The sequence below is a fragment of the Streptomyces sp. RFCAC02 genome (assembly GCF_004193175.1).
Taxonomy (GTDB): domain Bacteria; phylum Actinomycetota; class Actinomycetes; order Streptomycetales; family Streptomycetaceae; genus Streptomyces.
In genome coordinates, this window is record NZ_SAUH01000001.1 from 4,642,849 (window position 1) to 4,668,348 (window position 25,500).

The 25,500-nt window shown below is 73.3% G+C and carries 18 protein-coding genes and 1 tRNA gene; 15 read left to right on the plus strand and 4 right to left on the minus strand.

The window, feature by feature from the left end; genetic code table 11:
• Window positions 1-107: 107 nt before the first annotated feature.
• From EMA09_RS21605 to serA, 5 genes are all read left to right on the plus strand, one after another.
• Complete coding sequence (locus EMA09_RS21605) at window positions 108-3,107, plus strand: diguanylate cyclase (RefSeq protein WP_129842641.1); 3,000 nt, start codon at window positions 108-110, stop codon at window positions 3,105-3,107.
• 269 nt (window positions 3,108-3,376) lie between these two features.
• Window positions 3,377-5,227: an acetolactate synthase large subunit gene (locus EMA09_RS21610; RefSeq protein ID WP_129842642.1), complete on the plus strand. Its 1,851-nt coding sequence runs from the start codon at window positions 3,377-3,379 to the stop codon at window positions 5,225-5,227.
• A gap of 43 nt (window positions 5,228-5,270) precedes the next feature.
• On the plus strand, window positions 5,271-5,795 hold the full coding sequence (gene ilvN, locus EMA09_RS21615) for an acetolactate synthase small subunit (protein ID WP_129842643.1): 525 nt from the start codon (window positions 5,271-5,273) through the stop codon (window positions 5,793-5,795).
• A 64-nt stretch (window positions 5,796-5,859) separates the two neighbouring features.
• Window positions 5,860-6,993 carry a ketol-acid reductoisomerase gene (ilvC, locus tag EMA09_RS21620; protein ID WP_346655848.1) on the plus strand — a complete coding sequence of 378 codons (1,134 nt, stop codon included), beginning with the start codon at window positions 5,860-5,862 and terminating at the stop codon, window positions 6,991-6,993.
• A 206-nt stretch (window positions 6,994-7,199) separates the two neighbouring features.
• Entirely contained in the window at window positions 7,200-8,789 is a 1,590-nt protein-coding gene (gene serA / locus EMA09_RS21625; protein ID WP_129842645.1) for a phosphoglycerate dehydrogenase, read from the plus strand.
• Between the two features lie 93 nt (window positions 8,790-8,882).
• Here serA and EMA09_RS21630 read toward each other — a convergent pair whose 3' ends face one another.
• The gene (locus tag EMA09_RS21630; RefSeq protein ID WP_129842646.1) at window positions 8,883-9,923 is read right to left on the minus strand and encodes an NAD(P)-dependent alcohol dehydrogenase; all 1,041 of its coding nucleotides are present in this window, start codon (window positions 9,921-9,923) and stop codon (window positions 8,883-8,885) included.
• A gap of 181 nt (window positions 9,924-10,104) precedes the next feature.
• Window positions 10,105-10,926 carry a glycoside hydrolase family 6 protein gene (locus EMA09_RS21635; RefSeq protein WP_240796509.1) on the minus strand — a complete coding sequence of 274 codons (822 nt, stop codon included), beginning with the start codon at window positions 10,924-10,926 and terminating at the stop codon, window positions 10,105-10,107.
• A 369-nt stretch (window positions 10,927-11,295) separates the two neighbouring features.
• On the opposite strand from EMA09_RS21635, the gene EMA09_RS21640 reads away from it, so the two are divergent.
• Both EMA09_RS21640 and uppS read left to right on the plus strand, forming a co-directional pair.
• Window positions 11,296-11,369 (plus strand) — tRNA-Met (locus EMA09_RS21640).
• 875 nt (window positions 11,370-12,244) lie between these two features.
• Window positions 12,245-13,876, plus strand: coding sequence for a polyprenyl diphosphate synthase (uppS, locus tag EMA09_RS21645; RefSeq protein ID WP_129842648.1), 1,632 nt, complete (start codon window positions 12,245-12,247; stop codon window positions 13,874-13,876).
• Between the two features lie 21 nt (window positions 13,877-13,897).
• Here uppS and EMA09_RS21650 read toward each other — a convergent pair whose 3' ends face one another.
• Both EMA09_RS21650 and EMA09_RS21655 read right to left on the minus strand, forming a co-directional pair.
• Window positions 13,898-14,545, minus strand: coding sequence for a hypothetical protein (locus EMA09_RS21650; protein ID WP_129842649.1), 648 nt, complete (start codon window positions 14,543-14,545; stop codon window positions 13,898-13,900).
• Between the two features lie 146 nt (window positions 14,546-14,691).
• Window positions 14,692-15,891 (minus strand): helix-turn-helix domain-containing protein, encoded by a 1,200-nt coding sequence (locus EMA09_RS21655; RefSeq protein ID WP_129842650.1) that lies wholly within the window; start codon window positions 15,889-15,891, stop codon window positions 14,692-14,694.
• A gap of 110 nt (window positions 15,892-16,001) precedes the next feature.
• Between EMA09_RS21655 and EMA09_RS21660 the strand changes: the two genes are divergently transcribed.
• From EMA09_RS21660 to EMA09_RS21690, 8 genes are all read left to right on the plus strand, one after another.
• Complete coding sequence (locus EMA09_RS21660; protein WP_129842651.1) at window positions 16,002-16,928, plus strand: proline dehydrogenase family protein; 927 nt, start codon at window positions 16,002-16,004, stop codon at window positions 16,926-16,928.
• A 44-nt stretch (window positions 16,929-16,972) separates the two neighbouring features.
• Window positions 16,973-18,604 carry an L-glutamate gamma-semialdehyde dehydrogenase gene (pruA, locus tag EMA09_RS21665; protein ID WP_129842652.1) on the plus strand — a complete coding sequence of 544 codons (1,632 nt, stop codon included), beginning with the start codon at window positions 16,973-16,975 and terminating at the stop codon, window positions 18,602-18,604.
• Between the two features lie 144 nt (window positions 18,605-18,748).
• The gene (locus EMA09_RS28480) at window positions 18,749-18,913 is read left to right on the plus strand and encodes a hypothetical protein (RefSeq protein WP_168220596.1); all 165 of its coding nucleotides are present in this window, start codon (window positions 18,749-18,751) and stop codon (window positions 18,911-18,913) included.
• 94 nt (window positions 18,914-19,007) lie between these two features.
• On the plus strand, window positions 19,008-20,051 hold the full coding sequence (locus EMA09_RS21670; RefSeq protein ID WP_129842653.1) for a 3-isopropylmalate dehydrogenase: 1,044 nt from the start codon (window positions 19,008-19,010) through the stop codon (window positions 20,049-20,051).
• A 261-nt stretch (window positions 20,052-20,312) separates the two neighbouring features.
• The gene (locus EMA09_RS21675; protein WP_129842654.1) at window positions 20,313-21,422 is read left to right on the plus strand and encodes a branched-chain amino acid aminotransferase; all 1,110 of its coding nucleotides are present in this window, start codon (window positions 20,313-20,315) and stop codon (window positions 21,420-21,422) included.
• A gap of 310 nt (window positions 21,423-21,732) precedes the next feature.
• Window positions 21,733-23,352, plus strand: a complete 1,620-nt coding sequence (cimA, locus tag EMA09_RS21680; protein ID WP_129842655.1) for a citramalate synthase — start codon at window positions 21,733-21,735, stop codon at window positions 23,350-23,352.
• A 175-nt stretch (window positions 23,353-23,527) separates the two neighbouring features.
• Window positions 23,528-25,123, plus strand: a complete 1,596-nt coding sequence (locus EMA09_RS21685) for an acyl-CoA carboxylase subunit beta (protein WP_129842656.1) — start codon at window positions 23,528-23,530, stop codon at window positions 25,121-25,123.
• Between the two features lie 58 nt (window positions 25,124-25,181).
• The gene (locus tag EMA09_RS21690; protein ID WP_129842657.1) at window positions 25,182-25,394 is read left to right on the plus strand and encodes an acyl-CoA carboxylase subunit epsilon; all 213 of its coding nucleotides are present in this window, start codon (window positions 25,182-25,184) and stop codon (window positions 25,392-25,394) included.
• The last annotated feature ends 106 nt before the right edge of the window (window positions 25,395-25,500 follow it).

A 25,500-nucleotide genomic window follows, 5' to 3' on the forward strand; every position in this document is an offset into this window, starting at 1 on the left:
CACCGCTCCATCGGTCACTTTCAGTGAGACGACTATGTCGCTGAGTGACTGTTCTGGTGTATCGTCCGTTCGGGGGCGAACCCGGACGAGAGGGGGGCGGCACGCATATGCGCCAGTGGTGGACGACCTGGTGGCACGAGCACGGCGGGGGAGCGCACTCGGTGCGCGGTGCCAGGACCCCGCTGCTGATCGCCGCCCTGTGTCTCGGATACGCGGCCGGCGCCATCCTCGGCTGGGGATCGCGCGAAGCGGCCCTCGTCATGGGCGACCTGGGCCTCAGTGCCGCCGCGCTCCTGGCCGCCGGCTCCTGCCTGTGGTTCGCGCACGAACGGGCCGGGGACCTGCGGCCCGGCTGGACGCTGCTCGGCCTGTCCTCCCTCATGATCGCCATCGGGAACGCCGTCTGGGGCTGGTACGAGGTCGTCCTGCGCGAGCCCGTGCCCCGGGCCTCCGTCGCCGACCTGTGCTACCTCCTGTTCGCGCCCCTGGCCATCGTCGGGCTGCTCATGCTCGCCAAACGTCCCCTCACCGTGTCGGGATGGATCCGCCTCGTCCTCGACACCTGGCTCATCGGCGGCTCCCTCATCACCCTGTGCTGGAGCGTCGCCCTCGCCAACACGGCCGGCCGCCAGGGCCTGTCGGTGCCCCGCGCCGCCTTCACCCTGGCGTACCCGCTGCTCGACATCGCCCTGGTCAGCGTCGTGCTCGTGCTCCACGCCCGCCGGGGCGCCACCCAGCGCACGGCGACCAACGCCGCCGTCGGCGCCCTCGCGCTCACCGTCGCGTGCGACGCCCTGTTCACCTCACCGCTGCTGCGCGACCACTACACGTCGGGGCAGTTGCTCGACGCCGGCTGGTTCACCGCGTCGCTGCTGCTCGCCGCAGCGCCCTGGCTCGCCGACCGCGAACGCCGCGTCCCCGGCCTGGAGCTGAGGCCCCTGCCCGACCAGCGCCGTACCGCCGCGCCCAGCGCGCCGCGCCCGCTCGCCGGCTCCCTGGCCACCCTCTCGCCGTATCTCGCCGCCGCCGTCTGCGTCCTCAGCATCCTCATCACCGTGGTCGGCGGCCACGACATCGACCGGGTCGTCGGCTGCATGGCCTGCGGCGTCGTCCTCGCGCTGCTGGTCCGCCAGGGCCTCACCCTCGCCGACAACGTCCTCCTCACCCGCGAACTCACCCAGCAGGAGAACTGGTTCCGCTCCCTCGTGCAGGGATCGAGCGACGTCATCATGATCGCCGGCGCGGACGGGACCCTCAGCTACGTCAGCCCGGCCGCCACCGGCGTCTACGGCCGGGAGGCCGACCGGCTCATCGGCGGCGGGCTGGCCGCCCTCATCCACCCCGACGACCTCGGCCGCGTCCAGGACGAACTGCGGCGCTTCCTGTCCGTGCCGCCCGCCCGCGAGCCGGCGACCCGCATCGAGTGCCGCGTCCTGCACGGCGACGGGCACTGGCTCAACGTCGAGTCCACCGTCAACCGGCACGCCGGCGGCGTCATCCTCAACAGCCGCGACGTCACCGAACGGGTCCGCCTCCAGGCGCAGCTCCAGCACAGCGCGTCCCACGACCCGCTCACCGACCTGCCGAACCGCGCCCTGTTCACCGACCGGGTCCGCCTCGCCCTCGGCGGCACGACCGCCCGCGACGCCGCCGCGGCCGTCTTCTTCATCGACCTCGACGGCTTCAAGGCGGTCAACGACTCCGCGGGCCACCAGGCGGGCGACGAACTCCTCATCCAGGCCGCCGGACGCCTGCGCGCCTGCGTCCGCGTCCACGACACCACCGCCCGCCTCGGCGGCGACGAGTTCGCCGCCCTCATCACCGGCGACCCGGACGGCGACCCCGCCACCCGTGAACGCCGTGTCCTCAGCATCGCGGAGCGCATGCGGGCGGCCGTCTCCCGCCCCTACACCGTCCACGGCCGGGAGCTCCGCATCGCCGCCAGCATCGGCGTCGCCTTCGCCGGCCCCGGCGCCACCCCGGCCCGCCTCATGCGCGACGCCGACCTCGCCATGTACCGCGCCAAGCAGTCCGGCAAGAACCGCGTCGAGCTGCACCGCGCCCGCCCCGGCGCCGGTGCCGCCGTGCCCGCCCGCGCGGCCGCCCCGCCGGGCGCCGGCGAGTTCACCCTCCTCCACCAGCCCGCCGTGGACCTCATGGACGGGCGCATCACCGCCCTGACCGCCCACGCGCGCCGCCGCGGCGCCCCCGCCGCGCACGGCCTGCCCCACGTCGCCTTCGACCCGCTGCGCACCCGGCGCCGCGAACCGGCCCCGCCGCCGGACCCGGCCGGGCTCACCGGCCGCCTCGTCGAGCGCGCCGTCATCGAGGCGGCCCGCCGCCACCGCGCCCGCACCACGGCCACCGGCACCGCGGCGGCGCCCGCCGTCCCCGTCACCGTCCGGGTGCCGGGCCCGCATCTCGCCGACCGCGCGCTGAGCCCCGCCCGGGTCGAAGCCCTCCTCACACGCCACGGCCTGCCGCCCGCCGCCCTCACCCTCGAACTCCCCGAGTCCGATCCCGTGCTCGCCTCCACCGACCTCACCCGCCGCGTCGCCGACCTCGCGCGGCTCGGCGTGGGTCTCGCCCTCGGCGGGTTCGGCAGCGGCGGCACCGGCGCCGCCGCCCTCCACCGGCTGCCCGTCCGCCTCCTGCGGCTCGACGGCGAGCTCGTCACCGGCCTCACCGACTCCCCGGCCGTCCGCACGATCACCGGCGCCCTGCTGCGCATGGCCGCCGACCTCGGCATCGACACCGTCGCCTGCGGCATCGACGCCGCGCAGCAGGCGTCCCTCCTGCGGGACCTCGGGTGCCGCAGCGGCCAGGGGCTCGCCTTCAGCCCGCCGCTCACCGCCGGACCGCTGCGCCGGGTCCTCGGCGAGGGCGTCCTGCCCGTCCCCGGCGGCGACCCCGCGCCCGCGCGGCCCGCCGTGTCGTTCCTCACGCCGGCGCCCGCCCTCCCCGGCACCGGCCCCGCACCGGCGGTCCCCACCGCCGTCGCCGAGCTGCCCGCGGCACGCCGTACCGTGCGGGAGAACCCGTCCGCCACCGCGGTCGCACGCCGCCGCAGGCCCTCCACGGCGGGGCCGGATACTCGGCCGACCTAGTACGCCCACATAGTGAGACCTCGTTCACGGCCGCTTGACACGCCGTGGGGGAAAAGAGCAATGTCTGTGCCATGCGCACCCGAATCCTCGTACTTGGACGGCGCGTCGGCTGACCCCGGGACGACCTCCCGGCCCACCAGTGACGCGCTCCCCCTCGCATGCCTCACGGCACGAGGGGTTTTTTGTTGCACCGGACCGGCCGGACCCCGTGCCGCCGAGCATCCTCCACGCCAGCGTCCCCACCCTCATCCCCCGAGAAGAGATCGTCGATGACCGAGCAGGCCACCGGGGCACCGAAGCCGCAGCCGCGGGCCCCCCGAGGCGGAGCGCAGCAGCCCGCCGCCGCCCCCGAGACCATGACGGGCGCGCAGTCCCTCATCCGTTCCCTCGAAGCGGTCGGCGCCGACACGGTGTTCGGCATTCCCGGCGGGTGCATCCTCCCGGCGTACGACCCGCTGATGGACTCCACCGCCGTCCGGCACATCCTCGTCCGTCACGAGCAGGGCGCCGGCCATGCCGCCACCGGCTACGCGCAGGCCACCGGCCGCGTCGGCGTGTGCATGGCCACCTCGGGTCCCGGCGCGACCAACCTCGTCACCCCGCTCGCCGACGCGGCGATGGACTCCGTCCCGATCGTCGCGATCACCGGGCAGGTCGCCTCCGGCGCCATCGGCACCGACGCGTTCCAGGAAGCCGACATCTGCGGCATCACCGTGCCCGTCACCAAGCACAACTTCCTGGTCACCGACCCGGCCGAGATCCCCCGCGTGATCGCCGAGGCGTTCCACATCGCCTCGACCGGCCGCCCGGGACCCGTTCTGGTGGACATCGCCAAGGACGCCCTGCAGAACACGACCACCTTCTCGTGGCCCCCGACCATCGACCTGCCCGGCTACCGGCCGGTCAGCCGCCCCCACGCCAAGCAGATCCGCGAGGCCGCCCGGCTGATCGCCGAGGCGCGCCGCCCCGTGCTGTACGTCGGCGGGGGTGTCATCAAGGCGGGCGCCGCCGCCGAGCTGCTCGACCTCGCGGAGCTGACCGGCATCCCGGTCACCACGACCCTCATGGCCCTCGGGTCGTTCCCCGACGGGCACCCCCAGCACCTGGGCATGCCCGGCATGCACGGCTCCGTCGCCGCCGTGACCGCGTTGCAGAAGGCCGACCTGATCCTCGCCCTCGGCGCCCGCTTCGACGACCGCGTCACCGGCCGCATCGACTCCTTCGCGCCGCACGCCCGGATCGTCCACGCCGACATCGACCCGGCCGAGATCGGCAAGAACCGTGTCGCGGACGTGCCGATCGTCGGCGACGCGAAGGACGTCATCGGCGACCTCACCGCCGTCCTGCGCTCCGACGAGTTCAGCGGCGCGCTCGGCACCGACGCGGCCGCCCGCTACGCCGCCTGGTGGGAGCAGCTCAACGCCTGGCGCGAGGCGTACCCGCTCGGCTACGACCTCCCGGAGGACGGCTCGCTGTCCCCGCAGCAGGTGATCGAGCGGATCGGCCAGCTCGCCCCCGAGGACACCGTGTACACCGCCGGCGTGGGCCAGCACCAGATGTGGGCCGCGCACTACCTGCCGTTCGAGCGCCCCGGCACCTGGCTGAACTCCGGCGGCCTCGGCACCATGGGGTACGCCGTGCCCGCGGCGCTCGGCGCGAAGGCCGGGCTGCCCGACACCACCGTGTGGGCCATCGACGGCGACGGCTGCTTCCAGATGACCAACCAGGAGCTGACCACCGCCGCCCTCAACAACATCCCGCTCAAGGTCGCCATCATCAACAACGGCGCCCTCGGCATGGTGCGGCAGTGGCAGACGCTGTTCTACAACCAGCGCTACTCCAACACCGTCCTCCACGACGGGTCGGCGGCCGGCACCCGCGTCCCCGACTTCGTGAAGCTGGCCGAGGCCATGGGCTGCGTCGGGCTGCGCTGCGAGGACCCCGCCGACCTCGACGCCGTCATCGAGAAGGCGAACTCCATCAACGACCGCCCGGTCGTCGTCGACTTCATCGTCCACGAGGACGCCATGGTGTGGCCGATGGTCGCCGCCGGCACCTCCAACGACGAGGTCATGGCCGCCCGGGGCGTGCGCCCCGACTTCGGCGACTCCGACGACTGACCCACCGACCCGCCAGCCCGCCCGAGACGAAGCAGCGAACCCCATGTCCAAGCACACTCTCTCCGTCCTGGTGGAGAACAAGCCCGGTGTCCTCTCCCGGATCACCTCCCTGTTCTCCCGGCGCGGTTTCAACATCGACTCCCTCGCGGTCGGCACCACCGAACACCCCGAGGTCTCCCGCATCACCATCGTCGTGGGAGCCGACGACCTCCCCCTGGAACAGGTCACCAAGCAGCTCAACAAGCTGGTCAACGTCCTGAAGATCGTCGAGCTCGACCCCGGCTCGGCCGTCCACCGCGAACTCGTCCTGGTCAAGGTCAGGGCGGACAACGAGACGCGGTCCCAGATCGTCGAGATCGTCCAGCTCTTCCGCGCCAAGACCGTCGACGTCGCCCCCGAGGCCGTCACGATCGAGGCGACCGGCAGCAGCGACAAGCTGGAAGCCATGCTCCGCATGCTGGAGCCCTTCGGCATCAAGGAGCTGGTGCAGTCCGGCGCCATCGCCATCGGCCGCGGCGCCCGGTCCATCACCGACCGTTCCCTGCGAGCGCTCGACCGCTCCGCGTGAGGGACGGGTCCCGAGGACCCGGCGCACGGATCGCCGCACGGTGCGCACCGCTGCGGCGATCCGGATGGCGAGACCGGTGCGGGGCACCGCCCCGCACCGCATACGGTGGTCCCTGCGGCTGACCACCGCGCAGCGTTCCGGCCCCGCCGCCCCACGCGGGGGAGGCCGGCAGACGAAAGACACAAGGAGAAGACTCAAAGTGGCCGAGCTGTTCTACGACGACGACGCCGACCTTTCCATCATCCAGGGCCGAAAGGTCGCGGTCCTCGGCTACGGCAGCCAGGGCCACGCCCACGCCCTGTCGCTGCGCGACTCGGGCGTCGACGTCCGCGTCGGCCTGCACGAGGGCTCCACGTCCCGCGTCAAGGCGGAGGAGCAGGGCCTGCGGGTGACGACCCCCGCCGAGGCCGCCGCCGAGGCCGACGTCATCATGATCCTGGTCCCGGACCCGATCCAGGCCCGCGTCTACGAGGAGTCGGTCCGCGACAACCTCGAGGAGGGCGACGCGATCTTCTTCGGCCACGGCTTCAACATCCGGTTCGGCTTCATCAAGCCCCCGGCCGGTGTGGACGTGTGCATGGTCGCCCCGAAGGGCCCGGGCCACCTCGTGCGCCGCCAGTACGAGGAGGGCCGCGGCGTCCCGTGCATCGCGGCCGTCGAGCAGGACGCCACCGGCAACGCGTTCGCCCTCGCCCTGTCGTACGCGAAGGCCATCGGCGGCACCCGCGCCGGCGTGATCAAGACGACCTTCACCGAGGAGACCGAGACCGACCTCTTCGGCGAGCAGGCCGTGCTGTGCGGCGGCACCTCCGCCCTGGTCAAGGCCGGTTTCGAGACGCTGGTCGAGGCCGGTTACCAGCCGGAGATCGCGTACTTCGAGTGCCTGCACGAGCTGAAGCTCATCGTCGACCTCATGTACGAGGGCGGCCTGGAGAAGATGCGCTGGTCCATCTCCGAGACCGCCGAGTGGGGCGACTACGTGTCCGGTCCCCGCATCATCACCGACCAGACCAAGGCCGAGATGAAGCGGATCCTGACCGACATCCAGGACGGCACCTTCGCGACCAACTGGATGGCCGAGTACAACGCGGGCCTGCCCAAGTACAACGAGTACAAGAAGGCCGACGCGGACCACCTGCTGGAGACCACCGGCAAGGAGCTGCGCAAGCTGATGAGCTGGGTGGACGACGAGGCCTGAGCCCCCGCCCCCCTTCACGACCGCGGGAGTTCGCTCGATCGGGCGGCGGGTCCGGCACAGGCTGCCGGACCCGCCGCCGACGCCGATACACTTCACCCGTACGAAGCGCGTCACAGGCTCACAGCGTCGTGCGTCTTCTCGTGGCTGCCTACCTCTTCCCCCTCGGCCGTCGGGACGCGGCCAACCCCGAAGGACAGTGAGTCACCGTGAGCAAGCCCGTCGTACTGATCGCAGAAGAGCTGTCGCCCGCCACCGTCGACGCCCTCGGCCCCGACTTCGAGATTCGCCACTGCAACGGTGCCGACCGCGCGGAGCTGCTGAGCGCGATCACCGATGTCGACGCCATCCTGATCCGCAGCGCCACCAAGGTCGACGCGGAGGCCATCGCCGCCGCCGGCCGTCTCAAGGTCGTGGCCCGCGCCGGTGTCGGCCTGGACAACGTGGACGTCTCCGCCGCCACCAAGGCCGGCGTGATGGTCGTGAACGCGCCCACCTCCAACATCGTCACCGCCGCCGAGCTGGCCTGCGGTCTGCTCATCTCCACCGCCCGCAACATCCCCCAGGCCAACGCCGCGCTGAAGCAGGGGGAGTGGAAGCGCAGCAAGTACACCGGTGTCGAGCTGGCCGAGAAGACCCTCGGTGTCCTCGGCCTCGGCCGCATCGGGCTGCTCGTGGCCCAGCGGATGGCCGCGTTCGGCATGGAGATCGTCGCCTACGACCCGTACGTGCAGCCCGCCCGTGCCGCGCAGCTCGGGGTGAAGCTCCTGTCCCTCGACGAGCTGCTCGCCGTCTCCGACTTCATCACCGTCCACCTCCCGAAGACCCCGGAGACCCTCGGCCTGATCGGTGACGAGGCGCTCCACAAGGTCAAGCCGTCCGTCCGCATCGTCAACGCGGCGCGCGGCGGCATCGTGGACGAGGCCGCGCTGCTGAGTGCCCTCAAGGAGGGCCGCGTCGCCGGCGCCGGCCTCGACGTGTACGCGAGCGAACCGTGCACCGACTCCCCGCTCTTCGAGTTCGACACGGTCGTCGGCACCCCGCACCTGGGCGCCTCCACCGGTGAGGCGCAGGAGAAGGCCGGCATCTCGGTCGCCAAGTCGGTGCGGCTCGCGCTCGCGGGCGAGCTCGTCCCGGACGCGGTGAACGTCCAGGGCGGCGTCATCGCCGAGGACGTCCGGCCGGGTCTGCCGCTCGCGGAGAAGCTGGGCCGCATCTTCACCGCCCTCGCGGGCGAGGTCGCCCAGCGCCTCGACGTCGAGGTGAACGGCGAGATCACCCAGCACGACGTCAAGGTCCTGGAGCTGTCCGCGCTCAAGGGCGTCTTCGAGGACGTGGTGGCCGAGACCGTGTCCTACGTGAACGCGCCCCTGTTCGCGCAGGAGCGCGGCGTCGAGGTGCGGCTGACCACCAGCTCGGAGTCCCCCGACCACCGCAACCTCATCACCGTCCGCGGCACCCTCACGGACGGCGAGGTCGTCTCGGTGTCCGGCACGCTCGCCGGGCCGAAGTTCCTCCAGAAGATCGTGGCCATCGGCCCGCACACGGTGGACCTGGCCGTCGCCGACCACATGGCGTTCCTGCGCTACACGGACCGGCCGGGCGTCGTCGGCACCCTGGGCCGTGTCCTCGGCGAGGCCGGCATCAACATCGCCGGCATGCAGGTGGCGCGTGCCGAGGAGGGCGGTGAGGCCCTGATCGCCCTCACCGTGGACGGCACCATCCCGGCTCCGGTGCTCGCGGAGATCGCCTCCGAGATCGGCGCGACGTCCGCTCGCGGCGTCGACCTGACCGACTGACGCACCCGGCCCGGCCGTGCGTGAACGGGCGGGGCCGGACCCGGTGATGCCTCCCGGGTCCGGCCCCGCCCGTCGTGTGTTGCGGTCCGGCGGTCAGCCGTTGGGGAGGATGACGGCGCGGCCGTTGATCTTGCCGGCGTGGAGCCGCTCGTACGCGGCCGGCGCGTCGTCGATCCCGTACGTCTCGACGTGCACCTCGATGTCGCCGGTCCGCGCGAGTTCCAGCACCTCGCGCAGCTCGCCCCGGCTGCCCCAGTACGGCGCCCGCACCGCCACGTCGAACTGGAGGCGGTCGAAGCCGACCGGCAGGGTGCCGCCGGCGATGCCGACGATCGTCACATCGGCCTCGACACCGGCCATGGCGCCGGCCATCTCGACGGTCGGCTGCGCGCCGACGAAGTCGAACACCGCCTGTGCGCCGAGGCCGCCGGTCAGCTCCCGCACCCGGTCCACGGCCCGTTCGTCGGACAGCACCGCGTGGTGCGCGCCGACGGTGCGGGCCAGCTCCAGCTTGGCGTCGTTGACGTCCAGGGCGACGACGCGGGCCGGGGTGAGGGCGCGCAGGAGCTGGATCGCCACGTGGCCGAGGCCGCCGGTGCCGATGACGACGGCGGTGCTGCCCGGCGTCAGCAGCGGCAGGGACCGCTTGATCGCGTGGTAGGGCGTGAGACCGGCGTCGGTCAGCGGCACCGTTCTGACCGGGTCGAGGCCCTCGATCGGCAGCAGGAACCGCGCGTCGTCGACGAGGAGGTACTCGGCCATCGCGCCGGGGGCGCCGAGACCGGGCGGGTTGATGCCGAGTTCGCCGGCGCGCAGGCAGTAGTTCTCCTTGCCCTCGGCGCACTTGGCGCAGCGTCCGCAGCCCTGCGGGCCGTAGACCGCGACGAGGTCGCCCTCGGCGATGCCGGTCACGCCGTCGCCGAGCGCGGCGACGGTGCCCGCGCCCTCGTGGCCGAGCGTGAGGGGCAGCCGGTACGGGAAGCTCTCGGCGGGCCAGCTCATCACCGCGATGTCGGAGTGGCAGACGCCGGCTGCCGCGACCTTGAGCAGGACCTGTCCCGGGCCCGGCTCCGGGTCGGGGACGGTGACCACCTCCGGGGCGGCTCCGACCTCCCGGTACTGGACGGCCTTCATGGCGATCTCCTCTCGGACGGCCGGGCACGTTCCCTCCGGACAGAATGACAGAAATGCCCGTTATGGGCATCCGGGGGTCGGGCGGGAGAGGACGGCCGCCGGGAGGGGGCCGGAGGTGCCGCCCCCGCGGTGTGCGGCGCGGGGGCGGCGGTTCGGGAAGGGCGGCCGGTGCCGCCGGGGCTCAGCCGCCGGCCAGCTCGTACGCCATGTCCGGTGAGAACGACCCGGCGGGGCCGTCGCAGCCGTCCAGCTCGCCGGGGCGCTTGATCCACAGGTAGGCGTCGATGCGGTCGTCGCCGGTCGCCGCGGTGGGGCTCTGGCCGACGAGCCGGCCGTGCGGGTCGCACCAGGCGCTGCCGGCGGGGCCGTTGCCGTTGCGGCTGGTGTCGATGACCGCCCGGAGGTCGGGGTCGCCCAGCGAGGCGAGGACGTTCCGGGCGAACGTGACCTCGTTCGCCGTGTAGTGGTAGTTGGAGACGTTGGAGTAGATGCCGTCGCCGTGCTGCAGGACGCCCGCCTCGCGCAGGGTGGCGGCCATCGTCGCGGGGGCGTGCCAGCCGGAGTGGCCGGCGTCGAAGTAGACGCGGGCCCGGGGGTTGGCGGCGTGGATGATGTCGGCGGCCTCGCCGAGCGAGGCGAACCGCTCGGCCCGCTCGGAGCTGCCCAGGCAGGTGGTGAGGGCGAGGGAGTCCGGCTCCAGGATGACGACGGCGGGGCCGCTGCCGAGGCCGGCGGCGAAGTCCTCGGTCCAGTCGAGGTAGCTCGGGAAGTTCGGGGCGCCGCCCGCGGAGGCGCCGCCACAGTCGCGGTTCGGGATCATGTAGGAGACCAGGACCGGGACCTCTCCGGCGGCCGCGGCGGCGCCGGTGACGTCGGCGACGTCGGCGGTCACGGTGGCGGGCTCGTAGTTGGCGAACCACACGGCCTGCGGCCGGCTCGCGATCCGCTCGGCGATCAGGCCGCTGCGGTAGTCGCCCGGGTGGTCCGCCAGCCAGGCGTGCACCGCGCCGGGGTAGTTGTGGAACTCCGTGTTGTCGGGGAGGGCGGCCGCCGGTGCCGGGGTGTTCTGGGCGGTGGCCGGCAGACCGGAGGCGACCAGCGCGGCGACCGCGGCACCGGCGGCGAGGAGGAGGCGCGTGGCGGCGACGCGGCGGACCGTCCGCCGGGGCGGTCGGCGCGGGGGGTGCGCGCGGCTCGTGGGATGCGCAAGGGATCGTTCCTTTCGGGACGATTCGGATGTGGGGGTGGTGTGGGAGCGCTCCCATCCAGGGAAGATAGCGCTTCATCACGGCCGGGTAAACCCTCCGGGGCGGAACCGGCGGAAGCTCGTTTTGGCGTGCGGGTCATGGTGAAGTAGAGTTCTGTTCATCGCCGCGGGGTGGAGCAGCTCGGTAGCTCGCTGGGCTCATAACCCAGAGGTCGCAGGTTCAAATCCTGTCCCCGCTACTCGATACGGAGGCCCGGTCCTGATGGACCGGGCCTCCGTGCTGTGCACGCGCCCCCGCAGAGGGGGGTGCGACATCGTTTTCCTCCTCGCGGACGGCTGTTCCCGCTCGGGACGCCGGTGCCGTACGACCCCAACTGCCCGGCGACCCGGCGGTATTGCGCTGGGCCGGTGTCGGTGATCGTGTCCACCGTGGTGGTGGAAAACGATTGACTCGCCAACAGCGCCCTTCGCGTGCCCGGGAGTTGCTCATGCGGCCCGCCGGTGCCCGGAACGCGTCGGACTCCTCGTGGCGCCACCCGCATCGTTGCAGGCCACATCCGGCTACCGTGCCGGGCGTTTCACCTGCGACGGCCGACCTGCCTCGCGCGTCGGCGCGGGCGTGCGGGGGAGCGACGATCCGGCCGAGCGGCCTGGTGATGGACTGGTGGATCGTTGTCGCCGGATCTCCCCGTGTGCCCCTGCCCGAGGCCATCCGGCTCTCGTGCATCGATTTCCTCAGCGGCGGCGGGCACTGCTCGTCGAGCGCGGTGCTTCGGCACTCAACTCCCCCACACGGGCGAGTCGCTGGGCGATACCGGCTGCCGTCCCCGGTCGTCCGCGGAACCGCGGCTGCCCCCGGCGTACCCGGTGACCGTATGGTGCAACGTTTTCCCCGGACGGCTCCTGGCCTTGCACCACCCGGGTCGGGCAGCCGTGCATCGTTTTCCCCCTGCCGGGCGCGGGCGGTGGCTCACCGGCCCACCGCCCGTCATGCCCTTCCGCCGGGACGGCACCGGTCGGCCGGTGAGTCGTTAGGACCGGTGGGGGAGTGCCACCCCCGCCGCGGGCCGGGGACTCGCCCCCGTGGCCGCGTGATGGACGGGGAGGTCCAGGCATGCCGGGGAACGAAACGCCGCTCATCCACCCGCCGGAGCTGCGGGCGTCCTACGAGGCGTGCGCCGCGGAGACCGAGCGGTTCCTGACACCGATGTCGCGGGCGATCACGCTGCTGCCCGCCGCGATCCGCCCGCATGTCCACGCGGTGATCGGCTTCACGGTGCGCAGCGACCACATCGCCGACAGGCGCGGGACGAAGGAGGGCCGTGAGCGGCGGTTCGCCCGCTGGCGCTCCGCGACGCTGCGGGATTTGGGCGCAGGCCACAGCCGGCACCCGCTGCGCAGGGCGTTCGTGGACACGGTGGCACGGTGGGAGATCGACCACGCACTGGTGGAGGAGTTCCTCGACACGATGCGAGCCGACTGCGCCGTCCCGCCCGCCCCCGAAACGTTCGCTGACCTGCGGCGTGTCCTGCGGGGCATCTCGGGCACGACCAGCGAGATGTGCGCGCCGCTGCTGGGCGCCGCCGCTCCCGGCGCACCGGCCCTGCTGTCCCTGCTGGGGGAGGTGTGCCACCTGGTCGACATCTTCGAGGACCTGCCGGCCGACCTCGCCGCCGGCCGCTGCTACCTGCCGCGCGCCGACCTGCGGCACGCCGGGCTCACCCCGGACGACCTCCGGCGCCCCGGCCGCCGGGAGGAGCGGGACGCGCTGGTCGAGGTCCAGCTCGGCCGCTGGCGGGACCTGCTGGAGCGGGCGGCGCCGGTGACGGGGATGGTGGACATCGAGTACCAGCCCTTCCTGCACGCCGTCGTCCTCGGCGCGCAGTTGCAGTTCGACGAGGTCGTGCTACGGCGCGGCCGGGTCTTCGCCGACGGCGTCGACCCCCTGGCGGAGCGGGGCGCGGTGCGCCGCCGCCCGCCGTGGCGGCACGCGGGTCCCGTGCCGGGCCATGTCGCGGTGATCATGGACGGCAACCGGCGGTGGGCCGTGCGGCGGGGCCTGCCGACCGCCCGCGGTCACCAGGCCGGCGAGTCCGCCGCGATGCGCCTGGTCAACGGCGCCCTCCGGCTGGGCATCCGGAACCTGAGCATCTACGCCTTCTCCACCGAGAACTGGGACCGCTCCCGGGACGAGCTGGCCACCCTGTTCGACACCATGGCCGACGGCATCGCCCGGGGCACCGAGTGGCTGCACGGCCTCGGCGTACGGGTCCGCTGGTGCGGGCGCAGGGACCGCCTCGATCCGTCGCTGGCGTCCGCCCTGGCGCTGCTGGAGAGCATGACGTCGAACAACGACGCGCTTACGCTCACCGTCTGCGTCGACTACGGGGGCCGGGAAGAGCTGGTGCGGGCCGCCCAGGCGTTGGCCGCCGAGGCCGTCGCGGGGACGATCCGGCCCGAGGACATCGGCGCCGCCGACCTGGCCCGGCACCTGTACGTGCCCGGCCTCCCGGACGTCGACCTGCTGATCCGCACCTCGGGCGAGCAGCGCATCAGCAACTTCCTGCCCTGGCACCTCGCCTACGCCGAGCTGGTCTTCGACCCGGCGCCGTGGCCCGACTTCGGCCTGGCGCAGTTGCGGGAGGCGGTCGCGGTGTACGCGGGCCGCCAGCGCCGGTTCGGCGGCACACTGCCCGGCCCGGCCGGTCCCGCCGACGGCCGGGAGGAGCCGGCCCGGACGTCCTGAAGAATGGGGCCGGCCCGGGCGTCACGCTCCCGGCGGGGTGTACAGCCCCTCCGCGGTGACGCGCGCCAGCAGGGTGTCGGCGGTGACCAGCGGCGCACCGAAGCTCTCGGTGTACGCGTCCAGCAGCTCCTGGGTGGCGTGCAGCGGCACCTCGCCGACGCGCACCCTCATCGGGCTGCCGACCGGCACGTTCTCGGTGCTCAGCACGCCGTCGGCGAGGCCGCACCGGAACAGCGCGCGGTGCCCGACGTCGACGCCGTTGACGACGCAGGTGCCCGAGGCGACGCCGTCCCGCAGGACGCTCTCCAGGCTCTCGACGCGCAGGACGCCGTTCCGCGCGCGGACGGTGAGCCCGCCGTCGAGGGCGCCCTCGCCCCGCGCCGCCGGGAGGTCGGTCAGCGACGGATCACCGCTGCCGGAGCGCACGGGAAACCGCACCCCCGGATCGCCGGAGTCCGTGATCAGCAGGGCCGGGGCCGTGGCCTCGACCACGGCCCCGAGCCGGTTCAGCTCGGCCTGGGCCTCGGCGGTCCAGCGGATCTCGACCCAGCCGTCGGAGACCGTGCCCCAGGTGTCGTCCGCGGCGGCGCCGGACGCCGTCCCGGCGAACCGGGCCAGCAGGGGGGTGGCCATGGCGGCGCCCAGGACCGTTCGTCGCTTCGCACTCATCGGTGTGCCCACCATCCTTCCTCGGGCCGCGGGAGGACGACCCAGGGGAATCATCTGGCTGCCGAGGCATCCATACGGGGGAATCGTCGTGAAAACACCCGAAAGGAGGACGAGGGTGTGGGCGGTGGATCGTCGCGCCCCGCCCGTCAGCCGGCGTCCCCGCCGTGGCCGGCCAGGCGGGCCGTCTTCAGCGCCATGTGCAGCAGCAGCCGGTCCTCCCCGTCGGCCAGGTCGAGGCCGGTGAGCCGTTCGATCCGGTCGATGCGGTAGTAGAGCGTCTGCCGGTGGATGCCGAGGGCCGCCGCCGTCCGCGCCGCACGGCCCGCGTGGTCGAGGAACGCCTCGGCCGTCCTGGCGAGTTCCCGGTGTCCGGGCGTCAGCAGCCGTGCCACCGCCGGATCGGGCCGTGCCGCGGCGGCCGGGACGGACGCGAGCGCCGTCAGCAGCCGGTACGGTCCGAGGCCGGCCCACTCCGCGACGCCGCCGAACCGGTCCTCCGCGCCGGCCGCCCGCGCCGCCGCCACCGCCTCCCGCCAGCAGTCCGCGAGCCCCCCGACTCCCTCCCGCGGGCCGCCGACGCCCGCCGCCGGCCCGCCGTTCCGCCCGGAGACGACACGCGCCGCCAGCGCGCGGGCGCCGCCCGGTCTGACGAGCACCGCGAGGGCACCGTCCGCACCGTCGCCGGCATCCGCCGGCAGCACGGGCGCCGCCAGCGCCAGAACGCCCGCGAGCCCGGCCGGCGGGTCCTGCTCCCCGGGCCACGGCGTGACGGCCACCAGCGTCAGCGGCCCCTCCGCCACCGGACCCAGCGCGGCGGCCAGCGCCCGTTCCCCGGCGGGCGACGCCAGCGCGGCGCGCAGCAGTGCCCCGAGCCGCGCGCCCGCGCGCGCCTCGGCCGCGAGCAGCGCGCCGATCCGGTCGGCGATGGCGGCCGCGCGGGCGAGCCGCGGGTCGTCCGGCGCCGTCGCGCCGTCGTCGAGCAGCCAGATGTACCCGTGCACGACGCCCGCGTGCCGCACCGGAAGGCACAGCCGGCCGGTCCGCACCCCCGCCGCCGGCGCCGGCGGGATGCGGACGGGGCCCGCCGCCCGCGCGATGCCGAACCCCTCGAAGTAGGAGCGCACCGCGGCGGTGGACCGCCGGCTGAGGATCGACCGCGTGCGCACCGGGTCCATGACGGGGTCGTCCGCGCTGTCGTGCGCCCCGTACGCGATCAGCGCGAAGTCGCGCCCCTCCAGCGTCACCGGCGACCCGAGCAGGGCGCACACCTCGTCGACGAGTGCCTGGTACCCGTTGCCCGCCGTCACTCCGCCACCTCCTCCGCCCCTCCGCCCGCGCGGTCCCATACATCCGTACGAGGGATGGTCGCGGCTGCCGGGACACCTGTCGATGGCCGGGGGAGCCCGGGCTGCCTACCGTCGGGACATACGCCGCTTTCCCCTCCGTGGAGGCACTGATGCTGGGACCCGTCCTGCTGGCGGCAGCGCGCAGCGACGGCATACGCCGCCTCGTCTCGTCCGCGCCCGTCACCCGTCCCGTGGTGGAGCGTTTCGTCCCCGGGGAACGGCTCGACCAGGCCGTCGCGACCGCGGACCGGCTGACCGGGGACGGTCTCACCGTCACCTTCGACCATCTCGGCGAGAACGTCTCCGACGCGGCGGCGGCCCTGCGCGCCCGGGACGCCTACCTCGCGCTCGCGGACGCGCTGGCCGGCGCGGGGCGCGGCGACCGGGTGGAGATGTCCGTCAAGCTGTCGGCGTTCGGCCAGGCGCTGCCCGGCGGCCACGACATCGCGCTGCGCGCGGTGCTGCCCGTGGTCGAGGCGGCCGACCGGGCCGGCACGACCGTGACGCTGGACGCCGAGGACCACACCACGACCGAGTCGACGCTCGCGGTCCTCGCCGCGTTGCGGGAACGGTTCCCCGCGACCGGTGTCGCCGTGCAGGCGTACCTGTTCCGCGCCGAGGCGGACTGCCGCGCGCTCGCCGCGTCCGGTGCCCGCGTCCGGCTGGTGAAGGGCGCCTACCGCGAGCCGCCCACCGTCGCGCACCAGCGGCGGGCCGCCGTGGACCTGGCGTACGTCCGCTGTCTGCGCGCGCTGATGGAGGGCGGGGCGTACGCCATGGTGGCGACGCACGACCCGCGCCTCATCGCCGTGGCCCAGTCCGTCGCGCGGCGCGCGGGGCTGCCGGGCGACGGGTACGAGTTCCAGATGCTGTACGGCATCCGTCCGCAGGAGCAGGCCCGTCTCGCCGCGCTGGGGCACCGGGTGCGCGTCTACGTGCCCTACGGCACCGACTGGTACGGCTACTTCACCCGCCGTCTGGCCGAACGCCCCGCGAATCTGGCGTTCTTCCTCCGCTCCCTCGTCTCCCGCCGCTGACCGCCGTCCTCACCCCACCGATTCCCGAGAAGGAGCCCCCAGGCATGGACGCAGTGACGCATGTCCCCGCGCCGGTGAACGAACCGGTGCACTCCTACGCGCCCGGTTCGCCCGAACGCGACCGGCTCACGGCGAAGCTCCGCGAGCTGGCCGGGAACCCGGTCGACCTGCCGATGACGATCGGAGGCGTGCGCCGCATGGGCGGCGGCGCGCGCGTCGACGTCGTCCAGCCCCACAACCACCGGGCCGTGCTCGGCACCTTCGGGGAGGCCACGGCGCAGGACGCGCGGGACGCCGTCGACGCGGCCCTCGCGGCGGCGCCGGCCTGGCGCGCCCTGTCGTTCGACGACCGCGCCGCCGTCCTGCTGAAGGCCGCCGAGCTGCTGGCGGGGCCGTGGCGCGAGACCATCGCCGCCTCGACGATGCTCGGGCAGTCGAAGACGGCGCAGCAGGCGGAGATCGACGCGCCGTGCGAGCTGGTCGACTTCTGGCGTTTCAACGTGCACTTCGCCCGCGAGCTGCTGGCCGAACAGCCGCCCGCGCAGGCGCGGGGCGTGTGGAACCGGATGGACTACCGCCCCCTCGAAGGCTTCGTCTACGCCATCACGCCGTTCAACTTCACCGCCATCGCGGGCAACCTGCCCACCGCGCCGGCGCTCATGGGCAACGTCGTGGTGTGGAAGCCGTCGCCCACGCAGACCCACTCGGCGGTCCTCCTCATGCGGCTCCTGGAGGAGGCGGGCCTGCCCCCGGGTGTCATCAACCTGGTGACGGGCGACGGCCGCGCCGTCTCGGATGCGGCCCTGCCGCATCCCGAGCTGGCCGGCATCCACTTCACGGGCTCCACCGCGACGTTCCGCCACCTGTGGCGGGAGGTCGGCGCGCACCTCGACCGGTACCGCGGCTACCCGCGCGTCGTCGGCGAGACCGGCGGCAAGGACTTCATCGTGGTCCACCCGAGCGCGGACCCGGCGGCCGTGCGGACCGCGATCACGCGCGGCGCGTTCGAGTACCAGGGCCAGAAATGCTCGGCGGCCTCGCGCGCGTACGTGCCCCGCTCCCTGTGGGAGGGCGGCCTGCGGGACGCGCTGGTCGCCGAGACCGAGGGCCTGAGCGTGGGGGACCCGACGGACCTGTCGCACTTCATGGGCGCCGTCATCGACGCCCGCGCGTTCGCGAAGGCCACGGCGGCGATCGAGCGGGCGAAGGCCGACCCGGCGTGCGAGATCGTCGCGGGCGGCACGTGGGACGACTCGGTGGGCTGGTTCGTCCGCCCGACGGTCCTGACCTGTTCGGATCCGGGGAACGACGTCTTCCGCACCGAATACTTCGGGCCGATCATCGCCGTGCACGTGTTCGACGACGACCGGTTCGACGCGGTGGTCGACCAGATGGAGTCCGTCTCCGGCTACGCGCTGACGGGTGCCGTGTTCGCCCGCGACCGCGCCGTGATCGCCGGGCTCGCCGAACGGCTGCGCTTCGCCGCCGGCAACTTCTACGTCAACGACCGGCCCACCGGATCGATCGTCGGCCAGCAGCCGTTCGGCGGCGCGCGGTTGTCGGGGACGAACGACAAGGCGGGGTCGAAGTTCAACCTGTTGAGGTGGGTGTCGCCGCGCGCGATCAAGGAGACGCTCGACCCGCCGACCGAGTACCGCTATCCGCACATGGCCTGATCCGGTCACGCGTCGTCTCGGATAGTAGGACGCTCATGTATTTGGCGAGACATCACGCCGGACGGCCGCTATTTTTGTGGAGGTTGTACTCAGGGCACAGTCGCCCCAGCCGCCACAGGACCCCCATCCGGGAGTTGATCCGTCATGCCGCACGCACCTCTCACCAGGCGAGTGTCCGAACCCGGCTCGGCCATCGGCCGTGCCCGCGCGGCCGATCGCGCCGCCCGTGACGCCAGCCGCCGGCACGCCGCCGCGGCCCTTCAGCGCGCCCTCGACCGCCGGGACAACGGCGGCGCCCTCCTCTCCTGACCGGCCCCCCGACGCACCCCGCCGTCCGTCATCCGACTGTCCGGATGGCGGACGGTGTGTGTCGGCCTCTGGGACGCGGCGTAGGGTCGCCCCCATGGCTCGCAGTATCGATCTCGCGGTGATCCCCGGCGACGGCATCGGCCCCGAGGTGGTGGCCGAGGGACTGAAGGTCCTCACCGCCGTCCTCCCCTCGGACGTGAAGCTGGAGACGACCTCCTACGACCTCGGCGCCCGCCGCTGGCACGCCACCGGTGAGACCCTCACCGACGGGGAGCTCGACCGCCTCAAGGGGCACGACGCGATCCTGCTCGGCGCGGTCGGCGACCCGTCCGTGCCCTCCGGCGTCCTGGAGCGCGGCCTGCTGCTGAAGCTCAGGTTCGCGTTCGACCATTACGTGAACCTGCGCCCGAGCAAGCTCTTCCCCAACACGGCCACCCCCCTCGCCGGCCGCCCCGACATCGACTTCGTCGTCGTCCGTGAGGGCACCGAGGGCCCGTACGTGGGCAACGGCGGCTCCATGCGCACCGGCACCCCCGCCGAGGTCGCCACCGAGGTCAGCATCAACACGGCCTACGGCGTCGAGCGCGTCGTGCGGGACGCCTTCGAGCGCGCCGCCGCCCGCCCCGCCCGCAAGCTGACCCTCGTCCACAAGAACAACGTGCTGGTCCACGCCGGGCACCTGTGGAAGAACACCGTCGACCGCGTCGGCGCCGAGTACCCGCAGGTCACCACGGACTACCTGCACGTGGACGCGGCCACCATCTTCATGGTCACCCGGCCCGAGCGGTTCGACGTGATCGTCACCGACAACCTGTTCGGCGACATCCTGACCGACCTGGCCGCGGCCGTCACCGGCGGCATCGGCCTCGCCGCCTCGGGCAACATCAACCCGGCCGGCACCTTCCCGTCGATGTTCGAGCCGGTGCACGGCTCCGCGCCGGACATCGCCGGCACCGGCAAGGCCGACCCCACCGCGACGGTCCTGTCCGTGGCCCTCCTCCTGCGCCACCTCGGCTACGAGGCCGAGGCCGTACGGGTCGAGGACGCCGTCTCCGCCGACCTGGCCGAGCGCGAAGCCGCGACGCCCCGCTCCACCGCGGCCGTGGGCGACGCCCTCGCCGCCCGCGCGGCCGGCTGAACCCCGCCCGGCGGCGGGATGCCGCCGGCCACGCACCCGGCGGCTGGGCATCCCGACCGCCGGGTGCGACTATTTTGACGAGGCTCCCCACCGGGAACCGCACCTCCGCAGCGCGCCGCGCCCCCCGCAGGACTTCCGCGACGGGGCCGCGGCACACCCGAATGCTCGGACGTCCTACTACCGCAGCGGGCGACGGGCACCCGGTCCGTGCGCCCCCGCACGCACACAGCAGCAACCATCCGAGCACCCGAAGGACGCTCCATGACCACCGCATCCGGCCTCACCTTCGACCTCAAGCCCTCCGCCCACCCGACCCCGGCGGCGGAGCGCGAGGCCGTTCTCGCCAACCCCGGCTTCGGTCGCCACTTCACCGACCACATGGTCACCATCCGCTACAGCGAGGGCCGCGGCTGGTACGACGCCCAGCTCACGCCGTACGCGCCGCTCGAACTCGACCCGGCGACGATGGTCCTGCACTACGGCCAGGAGATCTTCGAGGGCCTCAAGGCGTACCGCCAGCCCGACGGCTCCGTCGCCACCTTCCGGCCCGAGACCAACGCGGAGCGGTTCCGCCGCTCGGCCCGCCGCCTCGGCATGCCGGAGCTGCCCGTCGAGACCTTCGTCGAGGCGATCGACGTCCTCGTCGCCCAGGACGGCGACTGGGTGCCCTCGGGCGGCGAGCAGTCCCTCTACCTGCGGCCCTTCATGATCGCCACCGAGGTCGGCCTCGGCATCAACCGCCCGGCGCAGGAGTACCTCTTCATGGTGATCGCCTCCCCGGCCGGCGCCTACTTCCCGCGCGGCGTCAACCCGGTGTCGGTCTGGCTGTCGAAGGAGTACGTGCGGGCCGCCCCCGGCGGGACCGGCGAGGCCAAGTGCGGCGGCAACTACGCGGCCTCCTTCCTCGCGCAGGCCGAGGCCGTCCGGCAGGGCTGCGACCAGGTCGTCTGGCTCGACGCCGTGGAGCGCCGCTGGGTCGAGGAGATGGGCGGCATGAACCTGTACTTCGTGCGGGGCACCGGCGACGCCGCCACCGTCGTCACGCCGCAGCTCACCGGAACGCTGCTGCCCGGCGTGACGCGCGACTCCCTGCTGACGATCGCCGCCGACCTCGGCTACGGCACCGCCGAGGAGCGCATCTCCACCGAGGACTGGCGGCGCGGCAACGAGGACGGCGAGTTCAGCGAGGTCTTCGCCTGCGGCACGGCCGCCGTGATCACTCCGGTCGGCTCGGTGAAGTCGGCCGACGCCTCCTGGTCCGTGGGCGACGGACAGCCCGGCGAGATCACGATGCGCCTGCGCCAGACGCTGGTCGGCATCCAGACCGGGGAGATCGAGGACCGGCACGGCTGGCTGCACCGCGTGGGCTGACGTCCGGATGGTGAGACGGCGTGTGGCACGGGCGTTCGCCTGTGCCACACTGCCCCCGTGCTTGCAACCACCATCATTATTGGTGACGAGCGCGCCGGTCCGCAGTGACTGTTGCCGACGCCCGCCCCGGGCAGCGGCGGCCACCGTGTCCAGACCCGCGCGCAGACCTCTCGCATCCCGCGAGAGGTCTTTCTCGTTTTCGGGAGCACGCCACGTCCGGACCGGCCCTCACGACCGCGGACCCACCGACCCCCGTCCCTGCCGCCCACACCGATTCCGGAGCACCCCTCCCGGACAGGAGCCGACCGACATGACCACCGACGCCACGGACCAGCTCGCCCTTCCGGACGACGCCTTCCACGTGTTCGACACGACGCTGCGCGACGGCGCCCAGCGCGAGGGCATCAACCTCACCGTCGCCGACAAGCTGACCATCGCCCGCCACCTCGACGGCTTCGGCGTCGGCTTCATCGAGGGCGGCTGGCCCGGCGCCAACCCGAGGGACACCGAGTTCTTCCGCCGCGCGCGCACCGAGCTGTCCCTGCGCCACGCGCAGCTCGTCGCGTTCGGCGCGACCCGCAGGGCCGGCACGACCGCCGCCGAGGACCCGCTGGTGCAGGCCCTGCTGGACGCGGAGACCCCGGTCGTCTGCCTCGTCGCCAAGGCGCACGACAAGCACGTCGAGCTGGCGCTGCGCACCACGCTCGACGAGAACCTCGCCATGATCCGGGACACCGTCTCCCACCTGCGGGCGCGGGGCCGCCGCGTGTTCCTGGACTGCGAGCACTTCTTCGCCGGCTACGCCGACAACCCCGGCTACGCCCTCGACGTGGTCCGCACGGCCGCCTCCGCCGGCGCCGACGTCGTCGTCCTGTGCGACACCAACGGCGGCATGCTCCCCGCGCAGGTGCAGGCCGTGGTCCGCACCGTGGTCGCCGACACGGGCGCCCGTGTCGGCATCCACGCGCAGGACGACAGCGGCTGCGCCGTCGCGAACACCCTGGCGGCCGTCGACGGCGGCGCCACCCACGTCCAGTGCACGGCCAACGGGTACGGCGAGCGCGTCGGCAACGCGAACCTCTTCCCCGTCGTGGCGGCCCTGGAGCTGAAGTACGGCCGCAGTGTCCTCCCCGCCGGAGCCCTGGCCGAGATGACCCGCGTCTCGCACGCCATCGCCGAGGTCGTGAACCTCACCCCGTCCACGCATCAGCCGTACGTCGGCGTGTCCGCCTTCGCCCACAAGGCGGGCCTGCACGCCTCTGCGATCAAGGTCGACCCCGACCTCTACCAGCACATCGACCCGGAGCTGGTCGGCAACTCGATGCGGATGCTGGTCTCCGACATGGCCGGCCGCGCCTCCATCGAGCTGAAGAGCCGTGAGCTCGGCTACGACCTGGCCGGCGACCGCGACCTCGTCGGCCGGATCGTCGCCCGGGTGAAGGAGCAGGAGCAGAAGGGCTTCACCTACGAGGCCGCCGACGCCTCGTTCGAACTCCTCCTGCGCGAGGAGGTCGTCGAGGGGCCGCAGCGCTTCTTCCGGCTCGAGTCGTGGCGCACGATCACCGACCAGCGGGCGGACGGCGGCGCGGAGAACGAGGCGACCGTCAAACTGTGGGCCAAGGGGGAGCGGGTCATCGCCACCGGCGAGGGCAACGGCCCCGTCGACGCCCTCGACCGCGCCCTGCGCGCGGGCCTGGAGCGGACCTTCCCCGAGCTGGCCCGTATCCAGCTCGTGGACTACAAGGTCCGCATCCTGGAGGGCCGGCAGGGCACCCAGTCCACGACACGCGTCCTCGTCACGACCGGCGACGGTGCCACGGAGTGGTCCACCGTGGGTGTCGCGGACAACGTCATCGCCGCCTCCTGGCAGGCGCTGAACGACGCCTACACCTACGGCCTGCTGCGCGCCGGCCTCCGGCCCGCCGAGTGACCCCGCGCGGGGGCGCTGTGGGAACCGCACAGCGCCCCCGTCACCCGGTGGGGCACATCCCTGCACGCACGGGTGGCGCCGCCCTCCGTTCTGTCCAGCGCAGCCATGATTCGGCGGTCAGGACTGTACGGATCTGACGAGGTCACGCACGCGCCCCGTTTCGTAGGGTCTGTACATGACCGATCTTTCCGAGTCCGAGTCCGTTCCCGCCGAGGCGGCCCCCGACGCCCGGGGCCGGGTGGCGGAACTGCGGGCGATCCGGGACGAGGCGCTGCGCGGTCCCTCCGAGAAGGCGACCGAGGCGCAGCACGCGAAGGGCAAGCTCACCGCCCGGGAGCGGATCGACCTCCTGCTCGACGCGGGCTCGTTCCACGAGGTCGGCATGCTGCGCCGGCACCGGGCCACCGGCTTCGGCCTGGAGGCCAAGCGCCCCTACACCGACGGCGTCGTCACCGGCCACGGCACGGTCCACGGCCGCCCGGTCTTCGTGTACGCGCACGACTTCCGCATCTTCGGCGGCGCGCTGGGCGAGGTGCACGCCGCGAAGATCCACAAGATCATGGACATGGCCATCGCGGCCGGCGCGCCCCTCGTCTCGCTGAACGACGGCGCGGGCGCCCGTATCCAGGAGGGCGTCTCCGCGCTCGCCGGTTACGGCGGCATCTTCCAGCGCAACACGCGCGCCTCCGGCGTGATCCCGCAGATCTCCGTGATGCTCGGGCCGTGCGCCGGGGGTGCCGCGTACTCGCCGGCGCTCACGGACTTCGTGTTCATGGTCCGCGAGACCTCGCAGATGTTCATCACCGGCCCGGACGTCGTCCAGGCGGTGACGGGCGCCGAGGTGTCGCACAACGGACTCGGCGGCGCCGACGTGCACGCGGGCACCTCCGGTGTCGCGCACTTCGCGTACGACGACGAGGAGACGTGCATCGAGGAGGTCCGCTACCTCCTGTCCCTCCTGCCGAGCAACAACCGCGAGAATCCGCCCGCGATCCCCGCCAAGGACCCGGTGGACCGCCGCTGCGAGACGCTCGTGGACCTGGTCCCGGCCGACGGCAACCGCCCGTACGACATGCGGGCCGTCATCGAGGAGATCGTCGACGACGGCGAGTTCCTGGAGGTGCACGAGCGCTGGGCGCAGAACATCCTGTGCGCCCTGGCCCGCCTCGACGGCCAGGTCGTCGGCATCGTCGCCAACCAGCCGCAGTCCCTGGCCGGCGTGCTCGACATCCACGCCTCCGAGAAGGCCGCCCGCTTCGTGCAGATGTGCGACGCGTTCAACATCCCGATCATCACGCTGCTGGACGTGCCCGGCTTCCTGCCCGGCGTGGACCAGGAGCACGGAGGCATCATCCGGCACGGCGCGAAGCTGCTGTACGCGTACTGCAACGCGACGGTGCCCCGGATCTCCGTCGTCCTGCGCAAGGCGTACGGCGGCGCGTACATCGTGATGGACTCGCAGACGATCGGCGCCGACGTGACGCTGGCCTGGCCGACGAACGAGATCGCCGTCATGGGCGCCGAGGGCGCGGCCAACGTGATCTTCCGCCGGCAGATCAACGCGGCCGACGACCCGGAGGCGATGCGGGCGCGCATGGTCAGGGAGTACAAGTCCGAGCTGATGCACCCGTACTACGCGGCCGAGCGCGGCCTTGTCGACGACGTCATCGAGCCGGCGGAGACGCGGCCCGTGCTGATCGCCACCCTCGCGATGCTGCGCACGAAGCACGCCGACCTGCCCGCCCGCAAGCACGGCAACCCGCCGCAGTGAGCCGCCGCGCCGCCGCGGCGCATCCGACCGGCAGCCGACCGACCGAGAGAGGAACCCGATGAGCGATGTGACGAGCGCCGACCCGAAGCTGGTCCGCGTCGAGCGGGGGCAGGCGAGCCCGGAGGAGTTGGCCGCGGTGACCGCGCTGCTCCTGTCCCGCGCGGCGCGCGGGACGGCCGTGGCGCCGGCAGCCCCCGCGCGCACGAGCGCGGGGTGGCGCCGCCTGGAGCGCACGCCCGGCTTCCGCGCGCCCCACAGCTGGCAGGGCTGAGGCCCTTCCGCTCCCGTCGCGCAGCAGCAGCTCCCGGACATCCGTCGTCCGGGGGCTGCTTCGTGCTGTCCAGGGAGAGAGGACACCTACCCGTTCGCGCTGAGGA